Source organism: Rhizobium sp. WYCCWR 11146 (assembly GCF_013591995.1).
Lineage (GTDB): Bacteria > Pseudomonadota > Alphaproteobacteria > Rhizobiales > Rhizobiaceae > Rhizobium > Rhizobium indicum.
The window spans coordinates 309,766-327,546 of record NZ_JACCEY010000019.1 but is presented as its reverse complement, the minus strand read 5'-3'; the positions used below and the strand labels follow the sequence as shown (position 1 = coordinate 327,546).

Genomic DNA, 17,781 nt, shown 5'->3' with positions numbered 1-17,781 from the left:
ATCCTCCGGATCGACGGCGATCCGGAGGATTTGGTAGAAAAGCTCGAGATATTTTTAGGCTGAGCGATCAGCCTTTCTTCTTGGCCCGCTCGACGGCTTCGAGGATGAGTTCGCCTGCTTCCTTGGAGTCGCCCCAGCCGAAAATCTTCACCCACTTGCCGGGTTCCAGATCCTTGTAGTGCTCGAAGAAATGCTCGATCTGCTTCAGCGTGATCTCGGGAAGATCGGTGTAGTCCTTCACCTTCTCATAGCGCAGCGTCAGCTTCGGCGACGGCACGGCGATGATCTTCTCGTCCTTGCCGGAATTGTCTTCCATCTTCAGGACGCCGATCGGGCGCACATTGATGACGCAGCCGGGAACCAGCGGGCGGGTGCTGGCGATCAGCACGTCGATCGGGTCGCCATCTTCCGACAGCGTATGCGGCACGAAACCATAATTGCCCGGATAGGTCATCGGCGTATAGAGGAAACGGTCGACCACCAGCGTGCCGGCTTCCTTGTCCATCTCATACTTGATGGGATGACCGCCGACCGGAACCTCGACGATAACGTTGACGTCCTCAGGTGGATTATTACCGATTGAAATGGCGTCGATGCGCATAAGAAACTCCCGCGAGGTTGAATGTGCTGGCAGCCAGATAATCAGTTTCATGTGGCAACGCAACATCGCACAGCGCCAATGCTTGACTGCACTGGCCCGCATTCACATCAAAAGTTTCCAATAGGAGATAGGCGAACGCCGACTCCAGTACCGCACGTCTTTTCAGACGCCGAGGGCACTGTGGCACCTTGAATGGCCGTTCAGCTCCAGATGAAGCCGATCTTCTTCAATTGCCTGTGGTCGAAACTTTCCATGCCTTCGCAGAAATCGACGCCGCCATGATTGCGGTAGAAGTGGCTGGCGGTCTCGTTATCCTCGAGGCACCAGACGACCAGCCCGTTGCAGCCGAGCGACTTCAAGAGCCGGCGCGCCTCGCCGAACAGCATCCTGCCAAGGCCGATGCCCTGATACTCAGGCCGAAGATAAAGCTCGTAAATCTCGCCTTCCTGCGGCAGAGCGCGGGCGCGATTGAGGCCGAGCGTCGCGTAGCCGGCGACTGTCCCGGCAACATCGAGAACCAGCAGCGTCGCCGGTCCGCGCGTTGCCTTGCGCCACCAGCTTTCGCCGCGCCGCTCGATCATCTGCGTCAGTGCGCGATGCGGAATGATGCCTGCATAGGTGTGTTGCCAGGCAAGCCTATGTGTTTCCGATATGGCTCGGGCATCTTGCGGCTCGGCCCGCCGGACATCGATCGACAACGTCTTCATAACGTTTACTCTGGTCCCGCCGAAGGCAACTAACCATATGCACAGAGGCATTGTGATCGATTGCCCACAGACTTGATATGTGGACGACGATCAAAAGTTAACGCTTTTTTAACGATTGTCACAAGACGGAATCGACGCGGCGCACAATAAAAAAACCCCGGCGCGAAGGCCGGGGTTTTTAAGGATTTCTCTCCAGCGCCGCGCCTCTTTTCGAGAGACCCAAGACGCTGCAGCACTTTGAATGGCGCTCAGAGAGCCGCCTTCGTCTTTTCGAAACGCTTGCGATCGTTTGCGTCGAGATACATCTTGCGCAGACGAATATTCTTCGGTGTCACTTCCATCAGCTCGTCATCCTGGATCCAGGAGAGCGCGCGATCAAGCGTCATGCGGATCGGCGGCGTCAGCTTCACCGCTTCGTCCTTGCCGGCGGCGCGGATGTTGGTGAGCTGCTTGCCCTTCAGGACGTTGACTTCAAGGTCGTTGTCGCGCGAATGGATGCCGATGATCATGCCGGCATAGACCTTTTCGCCCGGCTCGATGATCATCGGGCCACGATCTTCCAAATTGAACATCGCATAGGCGACGGCTTCGCCGGGGGCGTTGGCGAGCAGCACGCCGTTGACGCGGCCACCGATCACACCCTTGTAGGGCTGGTAGTCGTGGAACAGGCGGTTCATGATCGCCGTACCGCGCGTATCCGTCAGCAGCTCCGACTGGTAGCCGATCAAGCCACGGGTCGGCGCGTAGAAACGCAGGCGGAGACGGTTACCGCCCGACGGACGCAGCTCGACCATTTCGGCCTTGCGCTCGGACATCTTCTGCACGACGACACCGGAATGTTCTTCGTCGACGTCGACGACGACTTCTTCGACCGGCTCCAGAAGCTGGCCGCTTTCATCCTTGTGCATCACGACGCGCGGACGCGACACAGCAAGCTCGAAGCCTTCGCGACGCATGGTTTCGATGAGAACGGCGAGCTGAAGTTCGCCGCGGCCGGACACGTAGAACGAATCCTTGCCTTCGGCTTCTTCGATCTTCAGGGCGACGTTGCCTTCCGCTTCCTTGAAGAGACGGTCGCGGATGACGCGGCTCGTCACCTTGTCGCCTTCCGTGCCGGCCAGCGGGCTATCATTGACGATGAAGGACATGGTGACGGTCGGCGGATCGATCGGCTGCGCCGGCAGCGGTATTGTGATCGAAGGATCGCAGAAGGTGTCGGCGACCGTGCCCTTGGAAAGGCCGGCGATCGCGATAATATCGCCCTGATGCGCTTCGTCGATTGCCGTGCGCTCGATGCCGCGGAAGGCGAGGATCTTGGAAATACGGCCGGTTTCGATCGTCTTGCCGTCGGCGTGGAGAACCTTCACGGCCTGGTTCGGCTTGATGGAACCGGAATTGATACGGCCGGTGATGATGCGGCCGAGGAAGGGGTTGGCTTCGAGGATCGTGCCGATCATCGTGAACGGACCTTCGTGGACGGTCGGCTCCGGAACATGCTTGAGCACCAGGTCGAGAAGCGGCGTAAGACCCTGATCCTTCGGACCTTCCGGATTGACGTTCATCCAGCCGTCGCGGCCGGAACCGTAGAGGATCGGGAAGTCGAGCTGCTCGTCGGTCGCGTCGAGATTGGCGAAAAGATCGAAGACTTCGTTGATGACTTCCTCGTGGCGGCCATCAGGACGGTCGATCTTGTTGATCGCGACGATCGGACGAAGACCGACCTTCAACGCCTTGGAGACAACGAACTTGGTCTGCGGCATCGGGCCTTCAGAGGAGTCGACGAGAACGATCGCGCCATCCACCATCGAGAGAATGCGCTCGACTTCACCGCCAAAGTCGGCGTGGCCGGGGGTGTCGACGATGTTGATGCGGACACCCTTCCATTCCACCGAGGTCGCCTTGGCGAGAATGGTGATGCCGCGTTCTTTTTCGAGATCGTTTGAGTCCATCACGCGTTCAGCGACACGCTGATTTTCGCGGAACGAGCCGGACTGCTTGAGAAGCTCATCCACCAGGGTCGTTTTGCCATGGTCAACGTGCGCGATGATCGCGATATTGCGAAGTGACATATGTGAAATCTCTGAGGCTGGGGCGCACGCTCTAGAGGACGCGCCTATTAGTTTGGGGCGTCCATACAGTTTTTTTTGCGTTTGCGAAAGGGGGGAACGCGCAAAAGCTGCGGCAAGGCTGTCGCCCCGCCGCATCATAGCGTGTCATCAAATTGTCTTAGGCGTCGCTGCCTGTCAATTCCTCGAAGGTCGAAAGTCCCTTTTTGACGAGCATCGCATCCGGGCTCGGCAGCTTGCCGCGGAAGGCCCTGTACGCGTCTTCCGGATCGACCGAACCGCCGACGGAATAGATATTGTCCTTGAGCTTGCGCGCCATCTCGCTGTTGAAGACGTCTCCCGTCTCCTCGAAGGCGGCAAAGGCGTCGGCGTCGAGCACCTCCGACCACATGTAGGAGTAATAGCCGGCCGAATAGCCGCCGGAAAAGATGTGCTGGAAGTGCGGCGTCGCATGGCGCATGACGATCGATTTCGGCATGCCGATCTCGGCCAGCACCTCGCCCTGCACCGCCATCGGGTCCTCGACGGTCGTTCTCGTGTGAAACGCCATGTCGACCAGCGCCGACGAGGTGAACTCGACGGTATTGAAGCCGGCATTGAAGGTGCGGGCGGCAAGCACCTTGTCGAGCAAGGCCTGCGGCATCGGCTCGCCGGTTTCGACATGCACGGCATAACGCTTCAGAATATCGGGCACCGTCAGCCAGTGCTCATAGAGCTGCGACGGCAGCTCGACGAAATCGCGCGAAACGCCGGTGCCCGCAACCGAGGGATAGGTGACGTTCGAAAGCATGCCGTGCAGCGCATGGCCGAATTCGTGGAACAGCGTGCGGGCATCGTCGAGCGACAGCAGCGCCGGCTTGCCTTCAGCCGGCTTGGCGAAGTTGCAGACATTATAGATGATCGGCAATTCGCCGTGGCGGCCGTTCTTCAGCTCCAGCCTGTGCTGCGATTGCAGCGAGCTCATCCAGGCGCCTGATCGTTTCGAACTGCGGGCGAAATAATCGCCGAGGAACAGGGCGACGAGCTTGTCTTCGCGGTCCCTGATTTCGAACACCCGGACATCCGGGTGATAGGCGGCCACGCCCTTCTTCTCGACGGCCCGGACGCCGAACAGCCGGCCGGCGACGTCGAAGCACGCTTCGATAATCTTCTCGAGCTGCAGGTAGGGCTTTAGTTCGGTTTCGGAGAAATCGAACTTCCGCGCCCGGATCTTTTCGGCATAGTGGCGCCAGTCCCAGGGCATGACCTCGTGGTTCCGGCCCTCCTCAGCAATCAACGCCGCGATATCGGTCTCCTCCTCGCCGGCGCGTTTCACCGCTCGCGCCCAGACAGCCCTCAGCAGGCCGTTCACCGCATCCGACGTCTTCGCCATCGTATTGTCGAGCTTCAGCTCGGCGAAATTGCCGTAGCCGAGCAGCGTCGCCACCTGATGGCGCAGTGCCAAAGTTTCGCGGATGACGGCGCGGTTGTCCGTCTCCCCGTCATTTTCGCCGCGCGCCACCCACGCCTTGAAAGCCTGCTCGCGCAGATCGCGGCGCTCCGAAAAGGTCAGAAAGGGCTCGATGATCGAGCGTGACAGCGTCACGGCATATTTGCCCTCCTCGCCGCGTTCGCGCGCTGCTGCCGCCATCGCGTCGCGAAGGAATTCCGGCAGGCCCTCGAGCTCGGCGCTGTCGGAAAGGACCAGTGCCCAGGCCTTTTCGTCGGCCAGCACGTTCTGGCCGAATTGCGTGCCGAGGCCGGCAAGCTTTTCATTGATCGCGGCGAGTTTTTCCTGCTCGGCCTTTTCAAGCTTGGCGCCCGATTTGACGAAGCCTTTCCAGTGGCGTTCCAGCACGCGTGTCTGTTCGAGCGTCAGGCCGAGGCTCTCGCGGCCCTCCCAGAGCGTGTCGATGCGGGCAAAAAGCGCGGCATTCATCCCGATCTTCGAATAGTGGCGCGACATCTTCGGCGAGATCTCCCGCTCCAGCGCCTGGACCACATCATTGGTATGCGCGCCCGCCTTGTTCCAGAATAGCGACGAGACGCGCGACAGTGCGTCGCCGGCGATCTCCAGCGCCACGACCGTATTGTCGAATGTCGGCGCATCGCCGTTTCCGGCGATCTCGTCGATCTCCCTTTCATGCGCGGCAAGTGCGGCTTCGAAGGCGGCGGCGAAATCGCCGTCATCCAGGGCATCGAAACGCGGCAGGCCGTGAAGACCGTCCCAGGTTACCAGCGCCGGATTGAAATCATGTGGAGAAGGCATCGGAGAATTCCTTTTGGCATGCAGATGGATCGTCAATATAGGAGAGCCGTCATAGAATTGGTATGTTGCCGGGAAGGACCTTTTGCCTCGCCTGCCAAATCTGGCGGGCGCCTGCCAAATCTGGTGGACAACAATTGATACGTGAAAATTAACCAATCGTTAACGATTGACGCGAATCACGCGCAAGCGCTAATTTCCAGGTGATCTTCTTGTAAGGGGACATGCGCCATGGAAATTTTTTCTGTGCGGTCTTCTCAGAGTTTGCTTTTTAAAAACAATCCTAATAACGCAAAAAGTTCGAAGACCTCTGATATTCAAATCGAGACCAGAGCTCCCGCCCCGGCCTCGTTCCAGATCGAAGACGATGTTGGCGAAGGCCCGGATTTCACCGCGGTCAGCCCTGGAGAACTGCGCAATTACGCACGCCAAGGTTTCGACAGTGGCCTGATCGATCAAAGCACCTACGCCGCGATCTCCGAACCGCTGCCGATGCATGCGATCGATCCGCTCGGCAATATCATCGATCTCTCCAGCGTCACCGACGGCACCAGCTTCAATTTCCTCGACTATTACAAGAATCAGCTGCAGATCGCCATGTCGATCGGCGATCCCAATGAGGTCCAGACGCTGAAATCGATCGTCAATTTCCTGGATGGCTGATCGGAGCATGATGCCGAAAATCTAGGTCAGGCTTTGCGCCAGCCGAGCAGGCCGGGCGTTGCGTGCCAGAGCGCCTGGGCGGCAAATCCCATGAAAAGCACGCCGGAGCAGCGCACGATCAATCGCTCATGGGCACGATAGAAGCGCCGCACCGTACCGGCGCCGATGATGCCGATCAGGATGATGTCGGCAGTCACGAAACCGACGAATGACACGACAAGCAGCACCGGCAACGCCTCGAAATCGAGCGCGCCGGCCGAGCCTGCAACCAGTGCGGTGAAGGTGGCGAGCGCCACCGGATAACCCTTCGGATTGGTGACGCCGAAGATCAGACCGCGGCGAAACGGTCGCTCGACCACCACCAGCGCCTGTCCCTCCGCTTTCGGCTTGGCATTGACGGCGCTCCAGCCGATCCAGGCGAGGTAGAAGCCGCAGGCAAGGCCGAGCAGGTCGAAGACCAAGGTTCCGATCGTCTTTGCGCCGACAATCGCGATCAGCGCCAGCGACGACCAGATGAGGTCCCCGACCAGATGCCCCATCATGAAGAAGGCGCCGGCCTTGCGGCCCTGCCCGGCGCCAATGCCGAGCAGTTGCAGGAAGGCGGGGCCTGGAATGAGCACGTAGAAGAGGGCCGCCAGAAAGGCGCCGAAGAGCAAAGACTGCGTCATGGAAATGCTCCGGAGGATGATGACAGCAGACTAAGCGATCACGGCCGTCCGTCAAGGGTGGTGCACTGCCACGAAGAGTGGGATTAGGTAGCAAACGCTACCGGAGGCGGCTTTCGACCCGAGGCGGACATCTGTTCGTTGTTGAAGGATGCGGCTGCCGCGATGATCTACAAAGCGACGGGCAATCTTCGAGCAATCCAGATCCTGCTCGGACATACCAAGATCGAGAACACGGTTCAGGTATCTTGGTGTGGACATCGAGGATGCGTTGGAACTAGCGGAGCATACAGAGATTTGACAGAGTGCGGGGCCGTGCCTCTTAGGGAAAACGTTTCCGGTTTTAGCAGTTCGATTGAGCGGCTATGCGCCAAGAGCGGGGATCGGCTTCTGCAGGAGTGCGTGCCAATTTTCCGGCTGGGTGACGGGTCTTCGTTGCTGGGCTGTATCCGTCAGAACCACTCGCCTTCGATGGTTCAAGCCCTCATCCGGGGGGTTTTGGCAAACACACTAAGACCGAGCCATTCCTGCATGTCGCGCGCGAGGACCCTGTCCCCTTCAAGTTTCAGCGTTTCTGCATCGGTTTCCTGACGTATGGTCGTGAGGCCCATCCAAATTGCGGTCATCGAACGGAGCGACCCTTCAACGAGAAGGTCTACATCATAGCCCGGATCGAAGTTGCAGAGATCGACTTTTCCGTTTTCGACCACAAGCCACCATCTCTTTTGCGCGGCCGAAAGTTCCGGGTACAGAAACTGTATCGTACAACGGTGGGTCGGAAGTCTTCTTGTATCGAGGCTCCGCCGCATGTCCCACATGAGCAGAGAAGGGTCGAGATTCTTCAAGGAAAGTCGCGATTCCATCCACCGTTGAGCCCAATTTCCGAGACCTATGATCAGAGGTCTCAATTCTTCGCCCGCTGCCGTGAGTTGGTAATCGGTAATGCCGTTCGCACTCCTTGTCACCGTGATGACGCCCGATTGTTCCAGTTCTTTCAGTCGTTTTGATAGGAGTGCCGGAGACATTTTTGGTAGACCGCGACGCAACTCATTAAAGCGCGTCGATCCGCAAAGGAATTCGCGGACGACCAAGGTCGTCCACCGCGAGCAGAGGATTTCCGACGCCATTGATACTGGACAGAATTGCCCGTAGCCGTCACGCTCTACCATAAGGACCTCCACCGGTCTGGATCAGGCACAATATTGCAAAACAACCGGTCCGCCAAATGCTCCTTGCCTGGCCATACGGCGGCGGCGTTCAGTACAGTTCGTGTACTAGCCGCAATTGTGAAACGAGCGCAGAGTTTCAATCCTCACGAGATAGGAGGCATTGATATGCTCGGGCTTACAGAACCAAAACAGAACATTGCCGGCGGTCGGACCATTGTCGAACTAACCAATTCGGTCCTGCCCACCATCGCGCAACGCGCCGCATCGATCGACGAGAGCGACACCTTCGTCGGCGAGAATTACGCGCTTCTAAAGGAATCTGGACTCGTGCGGGCAGGCGTCCCAATCGAATTGGGCGGGCTGGGCGCGGAAGCGCCCGAACTTTCTGAGATGCTCAAATCCATTGCTCGTGCATGTGGGTCCACTGCGCTTGCCTTTTCCATGCATACCCATCAAGTCGCCATCCCCGCCTGGCGCTGGCGGCATCAAAAGGTGGCCGCGGTGGAGCCGCTCCTGAGACGTGTTGCATCGGAGCAAATCATATTGCTCTCGAGCGGCGGATCGGACTGGATCGGCGGATCGGGCAAGGCCATGAAAGTTGATGGCGGATACCGGATCACCGCGCGTAAACGCTTCACTTCCGGCGCGGCGGCAGGAAACATCCTGATGACCGGTGCCGTTTATGAAGAACAGGACGGCGCGCGCTCCGTCATTCATTTCGGCGTTCCCATGGCATCGCCAGAGGTTTCGATAGAGGATACGTGGCGAACACTTGGAATGAGGGGAACCGGGTCAAACGATATCATCATCGAAAACCTCTTCGTGCCGGATACGAGTGTCGCATTTTCCAGAAGCGCGGGGCAATGGCATCCAGTATTTCAAGTCATCGGCATGATCGCGTTTCCTCTGATCTACGCGGTCTATCTTGGCGTCGCCGAGAGCGCCCGCGACATCGCAGTCAAGATGGTCCGTAGCAAGGCCAACAGCGATCATGTGATCGGGTTGGTCGGGCGCATGGAAACGTCTCTGAGGGCCGCGCAGATCGCGCATCGCTGGATGTTGGAGGTAGTTGCTCGAAACGAACCGTCCGCGGAAACCGTCAACGAGGTTATGATCGGCCGTTCCTTGGTCGCACGGCACGCTATCGAGGTGACGGAGCTTGCAATGGAGGTCGCAGGCGGCGCGGCATTCTATCGAGAGAACGGGCTGGAGCGCTGCTTCCGTGACATACAGGGCGCTCGCTATCATCCGATGCAGCCCGGAGCCCAGGCGCAATATGCGGGTTCATTCGCGCTCGGACTTCCCACCGAGAAGATTTTCTAGCGCCTGGCGCAACGACGAACTCCGCGGAATCATAGGCTAGGTGGGTAGTTTGACGTCCAGAATTCGAATGGACGAGCCCCGCCAGCAAGGACGACAGAGCAACCTCTTGTGCGCTTTGGGCCGATATGCGACCTCGACCACGGCAGCAATGCGCCTCTTCTCGGTCATAGAGGCAATTGTTGCCGCTCCCCGAAAGCGGCCATAGCATTGGTTTGACGAGACGACATCTGTGCGCCATGTGTGGACGTCGGCTCTTGTCGGCTTAATCGACTTGGGACGAAGGCGATCAAGAACGAGCACATGGTTCCAGTTCAGCACATGGCTCCAGTTCATCGTCGACGGGCGAAAGCAGCTTTTTCTTTCTAAGCTGAGGTAGTCCGGACAACGCGGAGCAGCGGTACTGTGCCTTGGCCGTTGGACCACAGCCCCAAGCTGCCATCAACAACACTTGAACGTCTGTCAGAATTGCAAAAAGTGTGCATAATTGACAAATGAGAACAATCAGTTGTTGATACTGATCGCGAAGAGGTTGGGAGCCCTCTTCTTCAACTTGGCAGACTACCAGGAAATGCAGGGAGAATTCGACAACAATCCAGGGAGGAAGAACAATGAACAAAAAGGCAGTATCGCGTCGAGAGTTGCTGGGAGCATCTACGCTCGTTGGAGTAACCGCAGTTGGGGCTCTTGCCGCCCCGGCCGTGCTGGCCCAGGCACCCACCGTCATTAAAATGCAAACATCCTGGCCCGCGTCGGACATCTGGATGGATTTTGCCCGCCAGTACGTCGAACGGGTCGAACGAATGTCCGGCGGACGCCTGAAGTTCGAACTAATGCCTGCCGGTACGGTCGTCGGCGCGTTTCAGGTGCTCGACGGCGTCAACGATGGCGTGATCGACGCAGCCCACACCGTTCCCGTCTATTGGTACGGAAAGCACAAGGCAGCTTCCCTCTTCGGTACCGGGCCGGTATTTGGCGGCAGCGCAACCACCATGCTCGGATGGTTCCATCAAGGTGGCGGCAAGGATCTCTACCGAGAACTCACCCAGGACATCATGGGGCTGAACCTTTACGGCTTCTATGGCTTCCCGATGCCCGCGCAGCCGTTCGGCTGGTTCAAGAACCAGGTCGCGACCGTGAACGACGTCAACGGCCTCAAATATCGTACGGTCGGGCTCGCCGCCGATCTCATGCAGAATATGGGCATGAGCGTCGCTCAACTTCCGGGCGGCGAGATCGTGCCGGCAATGGAGCGAGGTGTCATCGACGCCTTCGAGTTCAACAATCCCTCCTCTGACATACGGTTTGGTTCGCAGGATGTCGCCAAGAACTACATGCTGTCGTCCTACCATCAAGCGAGCGAATCTTTCGAGTTCCTCTTCAACAAGGATGTGTTTGACGACCTTCCCGACGATCTGCAGGCGATCCTGGAATATGGCGTGGAGGCAGCAAGCACGGCGAATACAGCGTCCGCGATGGACAACTATTCAAGCGACCTTCGAAAACTCCAGGCCGAACATGGCGTGACCGTGCACCGTACTCCAAAGGAAATTCTGGATGCGCAACTGAAGGCCTGGGATGAGATCATCCCCACGCTTGAAGCGGATGCGTTCATGAAGAAGGTGCTCGACAGTCAGCGGCAGTGGGTGGAGAGGGTCGTGTACTACGAATTGATGAACTCCGCCGATCTCGCACTCGCCTATGAGCACTATTTCCCTGGAAAATTGAACCTCGGAAAATAGATGGTGAAGGCCCGGTATTTCCGGGCCTCGTCCCTCATCGAGGTAGGGAGGCGCTTGCATGCTCCGTTACATTGCATTCGCCGACGATTTGTCGGCGTGGTTCGGCAAGGTGTTCGCGTGGGGGATACTCATCATGGCCTTCGGCGTCGGCTATGAGGTTGTTGCACGCTACCTCTTTCGCGCGCCGACCCCCTGGGCCTTCGATCTGAGCTACATGCTCTATGGAACGATCTTCATGATGGCGGGAGCGTATACCCTCTCGCGTGATGGCCATGTGCGCGGCGACTTCATCTACCGGCTCTGGAAACCGCGCACGCAGGCCAGGCTGGAACTGGTGTTGTACTTCATCTTTTTCTTTCCCGGTATAACCGCGCTGGTGTTCTCGGGCTGGAAATATGCCGCACGCAGTTGGGGCTACCTGGAGGTCAGTTCCAACAGTCCCGCCGGTGTGCCGATCTTCCAGTTCAAGGCCGTGATCGTCGCCGCCGGCATTCTCCTGTTCCTGCAGGGCGTGGCGCAGGTCTTCCGCTGCATTCTCTGCATAAGGACGGGCGAATGGCCGAAGCAGGCCGAAGATGTCGAAGAACTCGAAAAGGTACTACTGGAAACAAAAAGCCTGGACGTGCTCAAGTCCGAGGACGAGGGTTTCCTTCCGTCGCGGGAACTTGACGCTGGACGTGAACCACGGGATCGGGACGCTCAATGACGGATGCACATATCGCCGTCGGGATGCTCCTCATCCTGATCCTCACCATCTTCCTCGGCTTCCCGGTGGCGTTCACCTTGATGGCTCTGGGTGTCGGCTTCGGATACTATGCCTATTTCGATGCCGGCCGCATGTGGCGCGGCTATGACCGCACGCTCGAATCCGGCGGCGATGCCTTTACACTGGCGGAGACCTGGATCGGCGGTTTCTTCAACAACCGGATCTTCGATCTGTTCGTCAACCAGACCTACTCGGTCATCCAGAACGACGTGCTGACGGCTATCCCGCTGTTCCTGTTCATGGGCTACATCGTCGAGCGAGCCAACATCGTCGATCGGCTGTTCTCGACGCTATTCAGCGTCACGCGCCGGGTGCCCGGCTCGATGGCGGTCGCCGCCCTGGCCACCTGCACACTCTTTGCCACGGCAACCGGCATCGTCGGGGCCGTGGTGACGTTGATGGGACTGCTCGCCCTACCAGCGATGCTGAAGGCAAAGTATGACGTGCGCTACGCGACGGGCGTGATCTGCGCGGGCGGCACGCTCGGGATCCTGATCCCGCCTTCCATCCTGCTGATCGTCTATGCGGCCACCTCCGGGATCTCGGTTGTCCGAATGTATGCGGCGGCGCTCCTGCCCGGCCTCGCCCTGGCCGGGTTTTATCTCATCTATGTCGTGGTGCGAGCAATCCTGCAGCCGCAACTGGCGCCGCGGCCAACGAAAGAAGATGTGGGCGAGCACACGCCGGTCCAACTCGCCTGGATGATGCTTACATCCTTCGCGCCGCTCGCCTTTCTGATTCTTGCGGTGCTGGGTGCCATTCTCTTTGGCCTGGCAACGCCGTCGGAAGCCGCCGCAATCGGCGCATTGGGGGGACTGGCGCTTGCTGCGGCCTATCGGGCGCTGACCTGGCAGCGACTGAAGGAGTCGGTGTATCTGACGGCGCGAACGACCGCGATGGTCTGCTGGTTGTTCGTCGGTTCGGCGACCTTCGCATCGGTATTCGCCTATCTCGGCGGCCAACAGTTCATCAGTGACTTCGTGACCGGCCTGGACATGTCGCCGCTGATGTTCCTGATCCTGGCCCAGATCATCATCTTCATTCTCGGCTGGCCTCTGGAATGGACTGAAATCATCGTCATCTTCATCCCGATCTTCATTCCGCTGCTGCCGCATTTCGGGATCGATCCGCTGTTCTTCGGTATCCTCGTGGCCATCAACCTGCAGACGGCCTTCCTATCACCACCCATGGCGATGTCGGCATACTACTTGAAGGGCGTCTCGCCTCCGCATGTCAAACTGACCGACATCTTCCGCGGCATGATGCCGTATATGTTGATCGTCATTCTCTGCATGGTGGTCATCTATCTGTTCCCGAGCATCGTCTACATGCTGCCGAATCTACTCTATGGAGTACAGAGATGACGCAGTGTCTGGCCCATTCAGAAAGGATAGACCGATGAACAGAAGCCGGTTTTTTGCAATATTTGCATTCGTGACGCTTGTCGCGTTCTGCGCGGTCATCCTGGCGTTTGTTCCACGGTTCGATTTGGCCGCTGCACTGCTGATCGGGATTGTCCCTGCGGGGTACGACATCTGGGATCAGCTCTTTCGGCGCCGCCCGTCGAAATCGTCTGGATAGACTGCAATCGTTCAACCGCCGCCCTTTCGTGATGGCAATCCGCTGCAAAAGCCCGTTCGTCCATCGACCTACGGGCTTGGCTTGGAAATTGATCACCCATGGCCCCTCCCTGTGCAAGCGAGAGGCACCGTCGTTACGCGAACTTCCGGTTAACTCGCGTCGAGAAGGCGTCGGTGCGCAACGTCCGCGATGAGCGCCAAATCGAGCCGTACGTCATACTCGCGGTCTACGACTGCTCCGGGCCGATCCCGGACCTTCGCACCGAGGCCTCGCATGTCCGCTTTCGTACTAGGTGTCCTCGCAGCGGACGGTCCGCCGTCGGCCCCGTAGCGGTCGTCTATCCAAGCCGAGCCGATGTCCGTTGTTGTTGCAATCCGGCCATCCAGAACGCTCTAGAGTTTGGTGGCGTTTGCCACCTCACTCCACGAAAAAGCCCGCGCGGCAATGCCGGCGGGCTGATATCCGGTTCTAAAGCGAACCGTGATTACTTCGCGAGGTTTCGCTTGGCGAGCGTGCGCAGGCGCAGCGCATTGAGCTTGATGAAGCCGGCCGCATCCTTCTGGTCGTAGGCACCCTGATCGTCCTCGAAGGTGACGAGCTTGTCGGAATAGAGCGACTTGTCGCTTTCGCGGCCGATGACCATGACATTGCCCTTGTAGAGCTTCAGCGTCACTTCGCCTTCAACATGCTCCTGGCTCTTGTCGATCAGCGCCTGCAGCATCTCGCGCTCCGGCGAGAACCAGAAGCCATAATAGATCAGCTCGGCGTAGCGCGGCATGATCTCGTCCTTGAGATGGGCGGCGCCACGATCGAGCGTGATCGATTCAATGGCGCGATGCGCCGAGAGCAGGATGGTGCCGCCGGGCGTTTCATAGACGCCGCGCGACTTCATGCCGACGAAGCGGTTCTCGACGAGGTCGAGACGGCCAATGCCGTTGTCACGGCCGTAATTGTTGAGTGTCGCGAGCAGCGTCGCTGGGCTCATCCGCACGCCATTGATCGAAACCGCGTCACCCTGCTCGAAGCCGACCTTGATGGTCGTCGCCTTGTCGGGTGCGGCCTCAGGCGAAATGGTGCGCATATGCACATATTCAGGCGCTTCCTTGGAGGGGTCCTCGAGAACCTTGCCCTCGGAGGAGGAATGCAGAAGGTTGGCGTCGACGGAGAACGGCGCCTCGCCCTTCTTGTCCTTGGCAACCGGGATCTGATGCTGTTCGGCGAAGGCCAGCAGATCGGTGCGGCTCTTGAACGCCCAGTCGCGCCACGGCGCGATGATCTTGATATCGGGGTTCAGGGCGTAGGCGGACAGTTCGAAACGAACCTGGTCGTTGCCCTTGCCGGTCGCGCCGTGGGCGATCGCATCCGCACCCGTCTTGCGGGCGATATCGATCAGATGCTTGGAAATCAATGGACGGGCGATCGAGGTGCCGAGCAGATAGACGCCCTCGTAGACGGCATTGGCACGGAACATCGGGAAGACGAAATCGCGCACGAATTCCTCGCGCACATCCTCGATATAGATCTCCTTGATGCCGAGCATCTCGGCCTTCTTGCGCGCCGGCTCCAGCTCTTCGCCCTGGCCGAGATCGGCGGTGAAGGTGACGACTTCGGCGCCGAGCTCCGTCTGCAGCCACTTCAGGATAATCGAGGTGTCGAGGCCGCCGGAATAGGCGAGAACGACTTTCTTCACGTCTTTGTATGATGCCATGATGATGAGGTCCGTTGCATAAAAGGCCGGCGAAAACCCGGTGTCGCGGCACTTTTAGCGAGATTGGCGCGTGACGCAAGACCAAGTGCGACGCTGATGGTGCCGATACCGTTTGACAGCGCGAAAGCAGAGCCCATATTCGCCAGCGTCCGCAAATGCTCGAGGAGAGGCTGCCCCGTGACGAATATTCAAGACATTTTCAAGAAGTCCAATGTTGCCGTCATCACCGGCGGCGCCTCCGGCATCGGTCTTGCCGCGGCGAAATATTTCGCCGGACGCGGCATGAGCGTCGCCATCGCCGATCTCGGCGGCGATCGGCTGGCCGATGCGGCCAACGAACTCAAGGCCATTGCCGGCGAGGAAAATGTGATGGCGGTCGAGACCGACGTCGCCAGCAGAGACTCGCTGGAAGCGCTCGAACGCGCCGTGCTCCAGCGTTTCGGCCGTGTGCACGTGCTGATGAACAACGCCGGCATCGGCCCGGAAACCTCGATCTTCAGCCCGCAGGCGAACTGGGACAATATCTTCGCCGTCAACCTGATGGGCGTGATCAACGGCACGCGCACCTTCGGCCCGAAGATGCTCTCGCATGGCGAGCCAGGCCTGATCATCAACACCGGCTCCAAGCAGGGCATCACCACGCCGCCCGGCAACCCCGCCTACAACATCTCCAAATCTGGTGTGAAAGTCTTCACCGAAGCATTGCAGCATGAGCTTCGCAACACCGAAGGCGGAAAGATCTCCGCCCACCTTCTGATCCCCGGCTTCGTCTTCACCGGCCTTACCAAGGGCGACCGCGCCGAAAAACCGGCTGCCGCCTGGACGCCGGAACAGACCGTCGATTTCATGGTCGAAAGCCTCGAACGCAGCGATTTCTATATTCTCTGCCCAGACAACGACGTCGCGCGTCCGGTCGACGAGCGCCGGATGGCCTGGGCGGCCGGCGATATCATCGAGAACCGTCCGCCGCTGTCACGCTGGCACAAGGACTACGCCGACAAGTTCAAGGCCTTCCTCGACCAGAAGTAATCGGCGCCATCAGAAGGTTTGATTGGTAATTTTCTGAAAGCCGGGTAAGAGATCCCAGATCCTTTTCGGCTTTCAGAGTGTGTCATGGATTTTCTGCCCAGCCTGCCGACCCTTCTGGCCTTTGCCGCCGCGACGCTGCTGCTCGCGGCAACCCCAGGCCCCGACATGACGCTGTCGATCAGCCGTGCGCTGGCCCAGGGCAAGAAGGCGGCCCTCTTCGTTGTCGTCGGCACCAGCCTCGGCATCGTCGTCCACACCATGCTGGTCGCTTTCGGCATTTCGGCGCTGATCACCGCCTCGCCGACCGCCTTCCTGATCCTGAAGACCGGCGGTGCCGCCTATCTGCTCTGGCTGGCGGTACAGGCGATCCGCTTCGGTTCGAAGCTCACCGTCGCCAAGGTCGAGGAGCAGAAAGGCACCGCCCTTTCGAACATCTCGTCGGGCTTCTGGGTCAATCTTCTGAACCCCAAGGTCATCATCTTCTTCATGACCTTCCTGCCGCAATTCGTCAGCGCCGGCGATCCGGCCGTCACCCAAAAGCTGCTCTTTCTCGGCTTCTGCTTCATCCTGATCGGCATGCCGGTCAATGCCAGCGTCGTCTTTGCCGCCGACTGGCTGGCCTCCTGGCTGCAGAACAACAAGAAAGTGCTGCGCGGCATGGATTACACCTTCGCCGGCGTCTTCTCGATCTTTGCCGCGAAGATCCTGCTCACCCAGGCGAGATAGCCGCGGTTGCGAAGCAATCCGCCCGCGGTCGGCTTATCGATCCGCCCGCGGTCGTGAACCGATCCGCCGCCAACGACACCAATATTCGCGAGACGCCATGCCGGAGCAGGCAGTGACCGCGAATTTCGTCGTCTTCCAAAATTATTCCATGCCTTTCGCGCGATTACTTGTGATCAACATATGATCGTAAGTCGGCAATTGTGGCTAGGCCACGCCACCTTCGCTGCCCACATATCCTTTACGGCTCACGAAGAGCTACCTTGAAAGGATAAGTCAATGATTACGTTCCGCAATATCATAACAGCAGGGGTTGTTGCGCTGACGTTTGCCGCCACGTCCCTTACAGCGACAACACCTGCCTTAGCTCACGGCGGCGGAGGCCATGGCGGTGGCGGCTTCTCGCGTGATGGCGGCCACTTCGGCGGCGGTTCCCATATGGGCGGCGGCAATTTCGCCGATCGCGGCTTCGGAGCGCATAATTTCGGCGGAGCCGGCCCTTTTGGCGGACACCGCGACGGCCGTTTCGCCTTCCATGATAGAAATCGTCTGTTCTTCGGCGATGACGACTATTACCCGGAACAGTGCCAACCGGAATGGCTCAACCAGTACGGCCATCGCGTGCTGGTGGAAGTCTGCTCTTGATGACGGTCCCCTAGAGCCTTTCCGGGTTAGATTGAATCATTCTGCCGGAGCAGGTTTTCGTCAGGGCAGAGGCGATTGGCGAAGGGCATGCCCCTTGGTACGTCCGAGCCGATTGCCTCTGATCCTGGCGCAAAGATGCCCGGCCCTTCGG

General features: G+C 59.0%; 16 protein-coding genes and 1 pseudogene. 10 read left to right on the top strand and 7 right to left on the bottom strand.

Annotated features, from left to right (window positions below; translation table 11 throughout):
- Positions 1-67: 67 nt before the first annotated feature.
- The 4 genes from ppa to HX899_RS14730 all read right to left on the bottom strand — a co-directional run bounded on the left by ppa (position 68) and on the right by HX899_RS14730 (position 5,622).
- Positions 68-601, bottom strand: a complete 534-nt coding sequence (gene ppa / locus HX899_RS14745; protein WP_011653868.1) for an inorganic diphosphatase — start codon at positions 599-601, stop codon at positions 68-70.
- A gap of 200 nt (positions 602-801) precedes the next feature.
- Entirely contained in the window at positions 802-1,308 is a 507-nt protein-coding gene (locus HX899_RS14740) for a GNAT family N-acetyltransferase (protein ID WP_003543622.1), read from the bottom strand.
- 248 nt (positions 1,309-1,556) lie between these two features.
- Positions 1,557-3,377, bottom strand: a complete 1,821-nt coding sequence (gene typA / locus HX899_RS14735) for a translational GTPase TypA (RefSeq protein WP_113546755.1) — start codon at positions 3,375-3,377, stop codon at positions 1,557-1,559.
- Between the two features lie 157 nt (positions 3,378-3,534).
- Entirely contained in the window at positions 3,535-5,622 is a 2,088-nt protein-coding gene (locus HX899_RS14730; protein WP_181292731.1) for a M3 family metallopeptidase, read from the bottom strand.
- 228 nt (positions 5,623-5,850) lie between these two features.
- Between HX899_RS14730 and HX899_RS14725 the strand changes: the two genes are divergently transcribed.
- Positions 5,851-6,282, top strand: a complete 432-nt coding sequence (locus HX899_RS14725; protein ID WP_138331819.1) for a hypothetical protein — start codon at positions 5,851-5,853, stop codon at positions 6,280-6,282.
- Between the two features lie 26 nt (positions 6,283-6,308).
- Here the strand turns inward: HX899_RS14725 and HX899_RS14720 are convergent, their stop codons facing one another.
- The gene (locus HX899_RS14720) at positions 6,309-6,950 is read right to left on the bottom strand and encodes a LysE family translocator (RefSeq protein ID WP_003543626.1); all 642 of its coding nucleotides are present in this window, start codon (positions 6,948-6,950) and stop codon (positions 6,309-6,311) included.
- A gap of 156 nt (positions 6,951-7,106) precedes the next feature.
- Here HX899_RS14720 and HX899_RS35090 point away from each other — a divergent pair.
- Positions 7,107-7,248 (top strand): annotated as a pseudogene (locus tag HX899_RS35090) (integrase); the annotation flags it as partial.
- A 175-nt stretch (positions 7,249-7,423) separates the two neighbouring features.
- Here the strand turns inward: HX899_RS35090 and HX899_RS14715 are convergent.
- Positions 7,424-8,116 (bottom strand): helix-turn-helix domain-containing protein, encoded by a 693-nt coding sequence (locus HX899_RS14715; protein WP_138331820.1) that lies wholly within the window; start codon positions 8,114-8,116, stop codon positions 7,424-7,426.
- A gap of 165 nt (positions 8,117-8,281) precedes the next feature.
- Here HX899_RS14715 and HX899_RS14710 point away from each other — a divergent pair, with 165 nt between their 5' ends.
- The 5 genes from HX899_RS14710 to HX899_RS14690 all read left to right on the top strand — a co-directional run bounded on the left by HX899_RS14710 (position 8,282) and on the right by HX899_RS14690 (position 13,525).
- Positions 8,282-9,439: an acyl-CoA dehydrogenase family protein gene (locus HX899_RS14710; RefSeq protein WP_181292730.1), complete on the top strand. Its 1,158-nt coding sequence runs from the start codon at positions 8,282-8,284 to the stop codon at positions 9,437-9,439.
- A gap of 608 nt (positions 9,440-10,047) precedes the next feature.
- On the top strand, positions 10,048-11,178 hold the full coding sequence (locus HX899_RS14705; protein WP_138331822.1) for a TRAP transporter substrate-binding protein: 1,131 nt from the start codon (positions 10,048-10,050) through the stop codon (positions 11,176-11,178).
- 58 nt (positions 11,179-11,236) lie between these two features.
- Positions 11,237-11,884 carry a TRAP transporter small permease subunit gene (locus tag HX899_RS14700; RefSeq protein ID WP_011649261.1) on the top strand — a complete coding sequence of 216 codons (648 nt, stop codon included), beginning with the start codon at positions 11,237-11,239 and terminating at the stop codon, positions 11,882-11,884.
- Positions 11,881-13,308, top strand: a complete 1,428-nt coding sequence (locus HX899_RS14695) for a TRAP transporter large permease subunit (RefSeq protein WP_138331823.1) — start codon at positions 11,881-11,883, stop codon at positions 13,306-13,308. Before HX899_RS14700 ends, HX899_RS14695 begins: the two co-directional genes overlap by 4 nt.
- Positions 13,309-13,342: 34 nt before the next feature.
- Positions 13,343-13,525 carry a hypothetical protein gene (locus tag HX899_RS14690; RefSeq protein ID WP_025397033.1) on the top strand — a complete coding sequence of 61 codons (183 nt, stop codon included), beginning with the start codon at positions 13,343-13,345 and terminating at the stop codon, positions 13,523-13,525.
- Between the two features lie 484 nt (positions 13,526-14,009).
- Here HX899_RS14690 and HX899_RS14685 read toward each other — a convergent pair whose 3' ends face one another.
- Positions 14,010-15,233: an argininosuccinate synthase gene (locus tag HX899_RS14685; protein ID WP_138389456.1), complete on the bottom strand. Its 1,224-nt coding sequence runs from the start codon at positions 15,231-15,233 to the stop codon at positions 14,010-14,012.
- Between the two features lie 177 nt (positions 15,234-15,410).
- Between HX899_RS14685 and HX899_RS14680 the strand changes: the two genes are divergently transcribed.
- From HX899_RS14680 to HX899_RS14670, 3 genes are all read left to right on the top strand, one after another.
- Positions 15,411-16,262, top strand: coding sequence for an SDR family NAD(P)-dependent oxidoreductase (locus tag HX899_RS14680; protein ID WP_138389455.1), 852 nt, complete (start codon positions 15,411-15,413; stop codon positions 16,260-16,262).
- 84 nt (positions 16,263-16,346) lie between these two features.
- Positions 16,347-16,988 carry a LysE family translocator gene (locus HX899_RS14675; RefSeq protein ID WP_017962425.1) on the top strand — a complete coding sequence of 214 codons (642 nt, stop codon included), beginning with the start codon at positions 16,347-16,349 and terminating at the stop codon, positions 16,986-16,988.
- A gap of 276 nt (positions 16,989-17,264) precedes the next feature.
- Positions 17,265-17,630 carry a hypothetical protein gene (locus HX899_RS14670; RefSeq protein WP_138389454.1) on the top strand — a complete coding sequence of 122 codons (366 nt, stop codon included), beginning with the start codon at positions 17,265-17,267 and terminating at the stop codon, positions 17,628-17,630.
- The last annotated feature ends 151 nt before the right edge of the window (positions 17,631-17,781 follow it).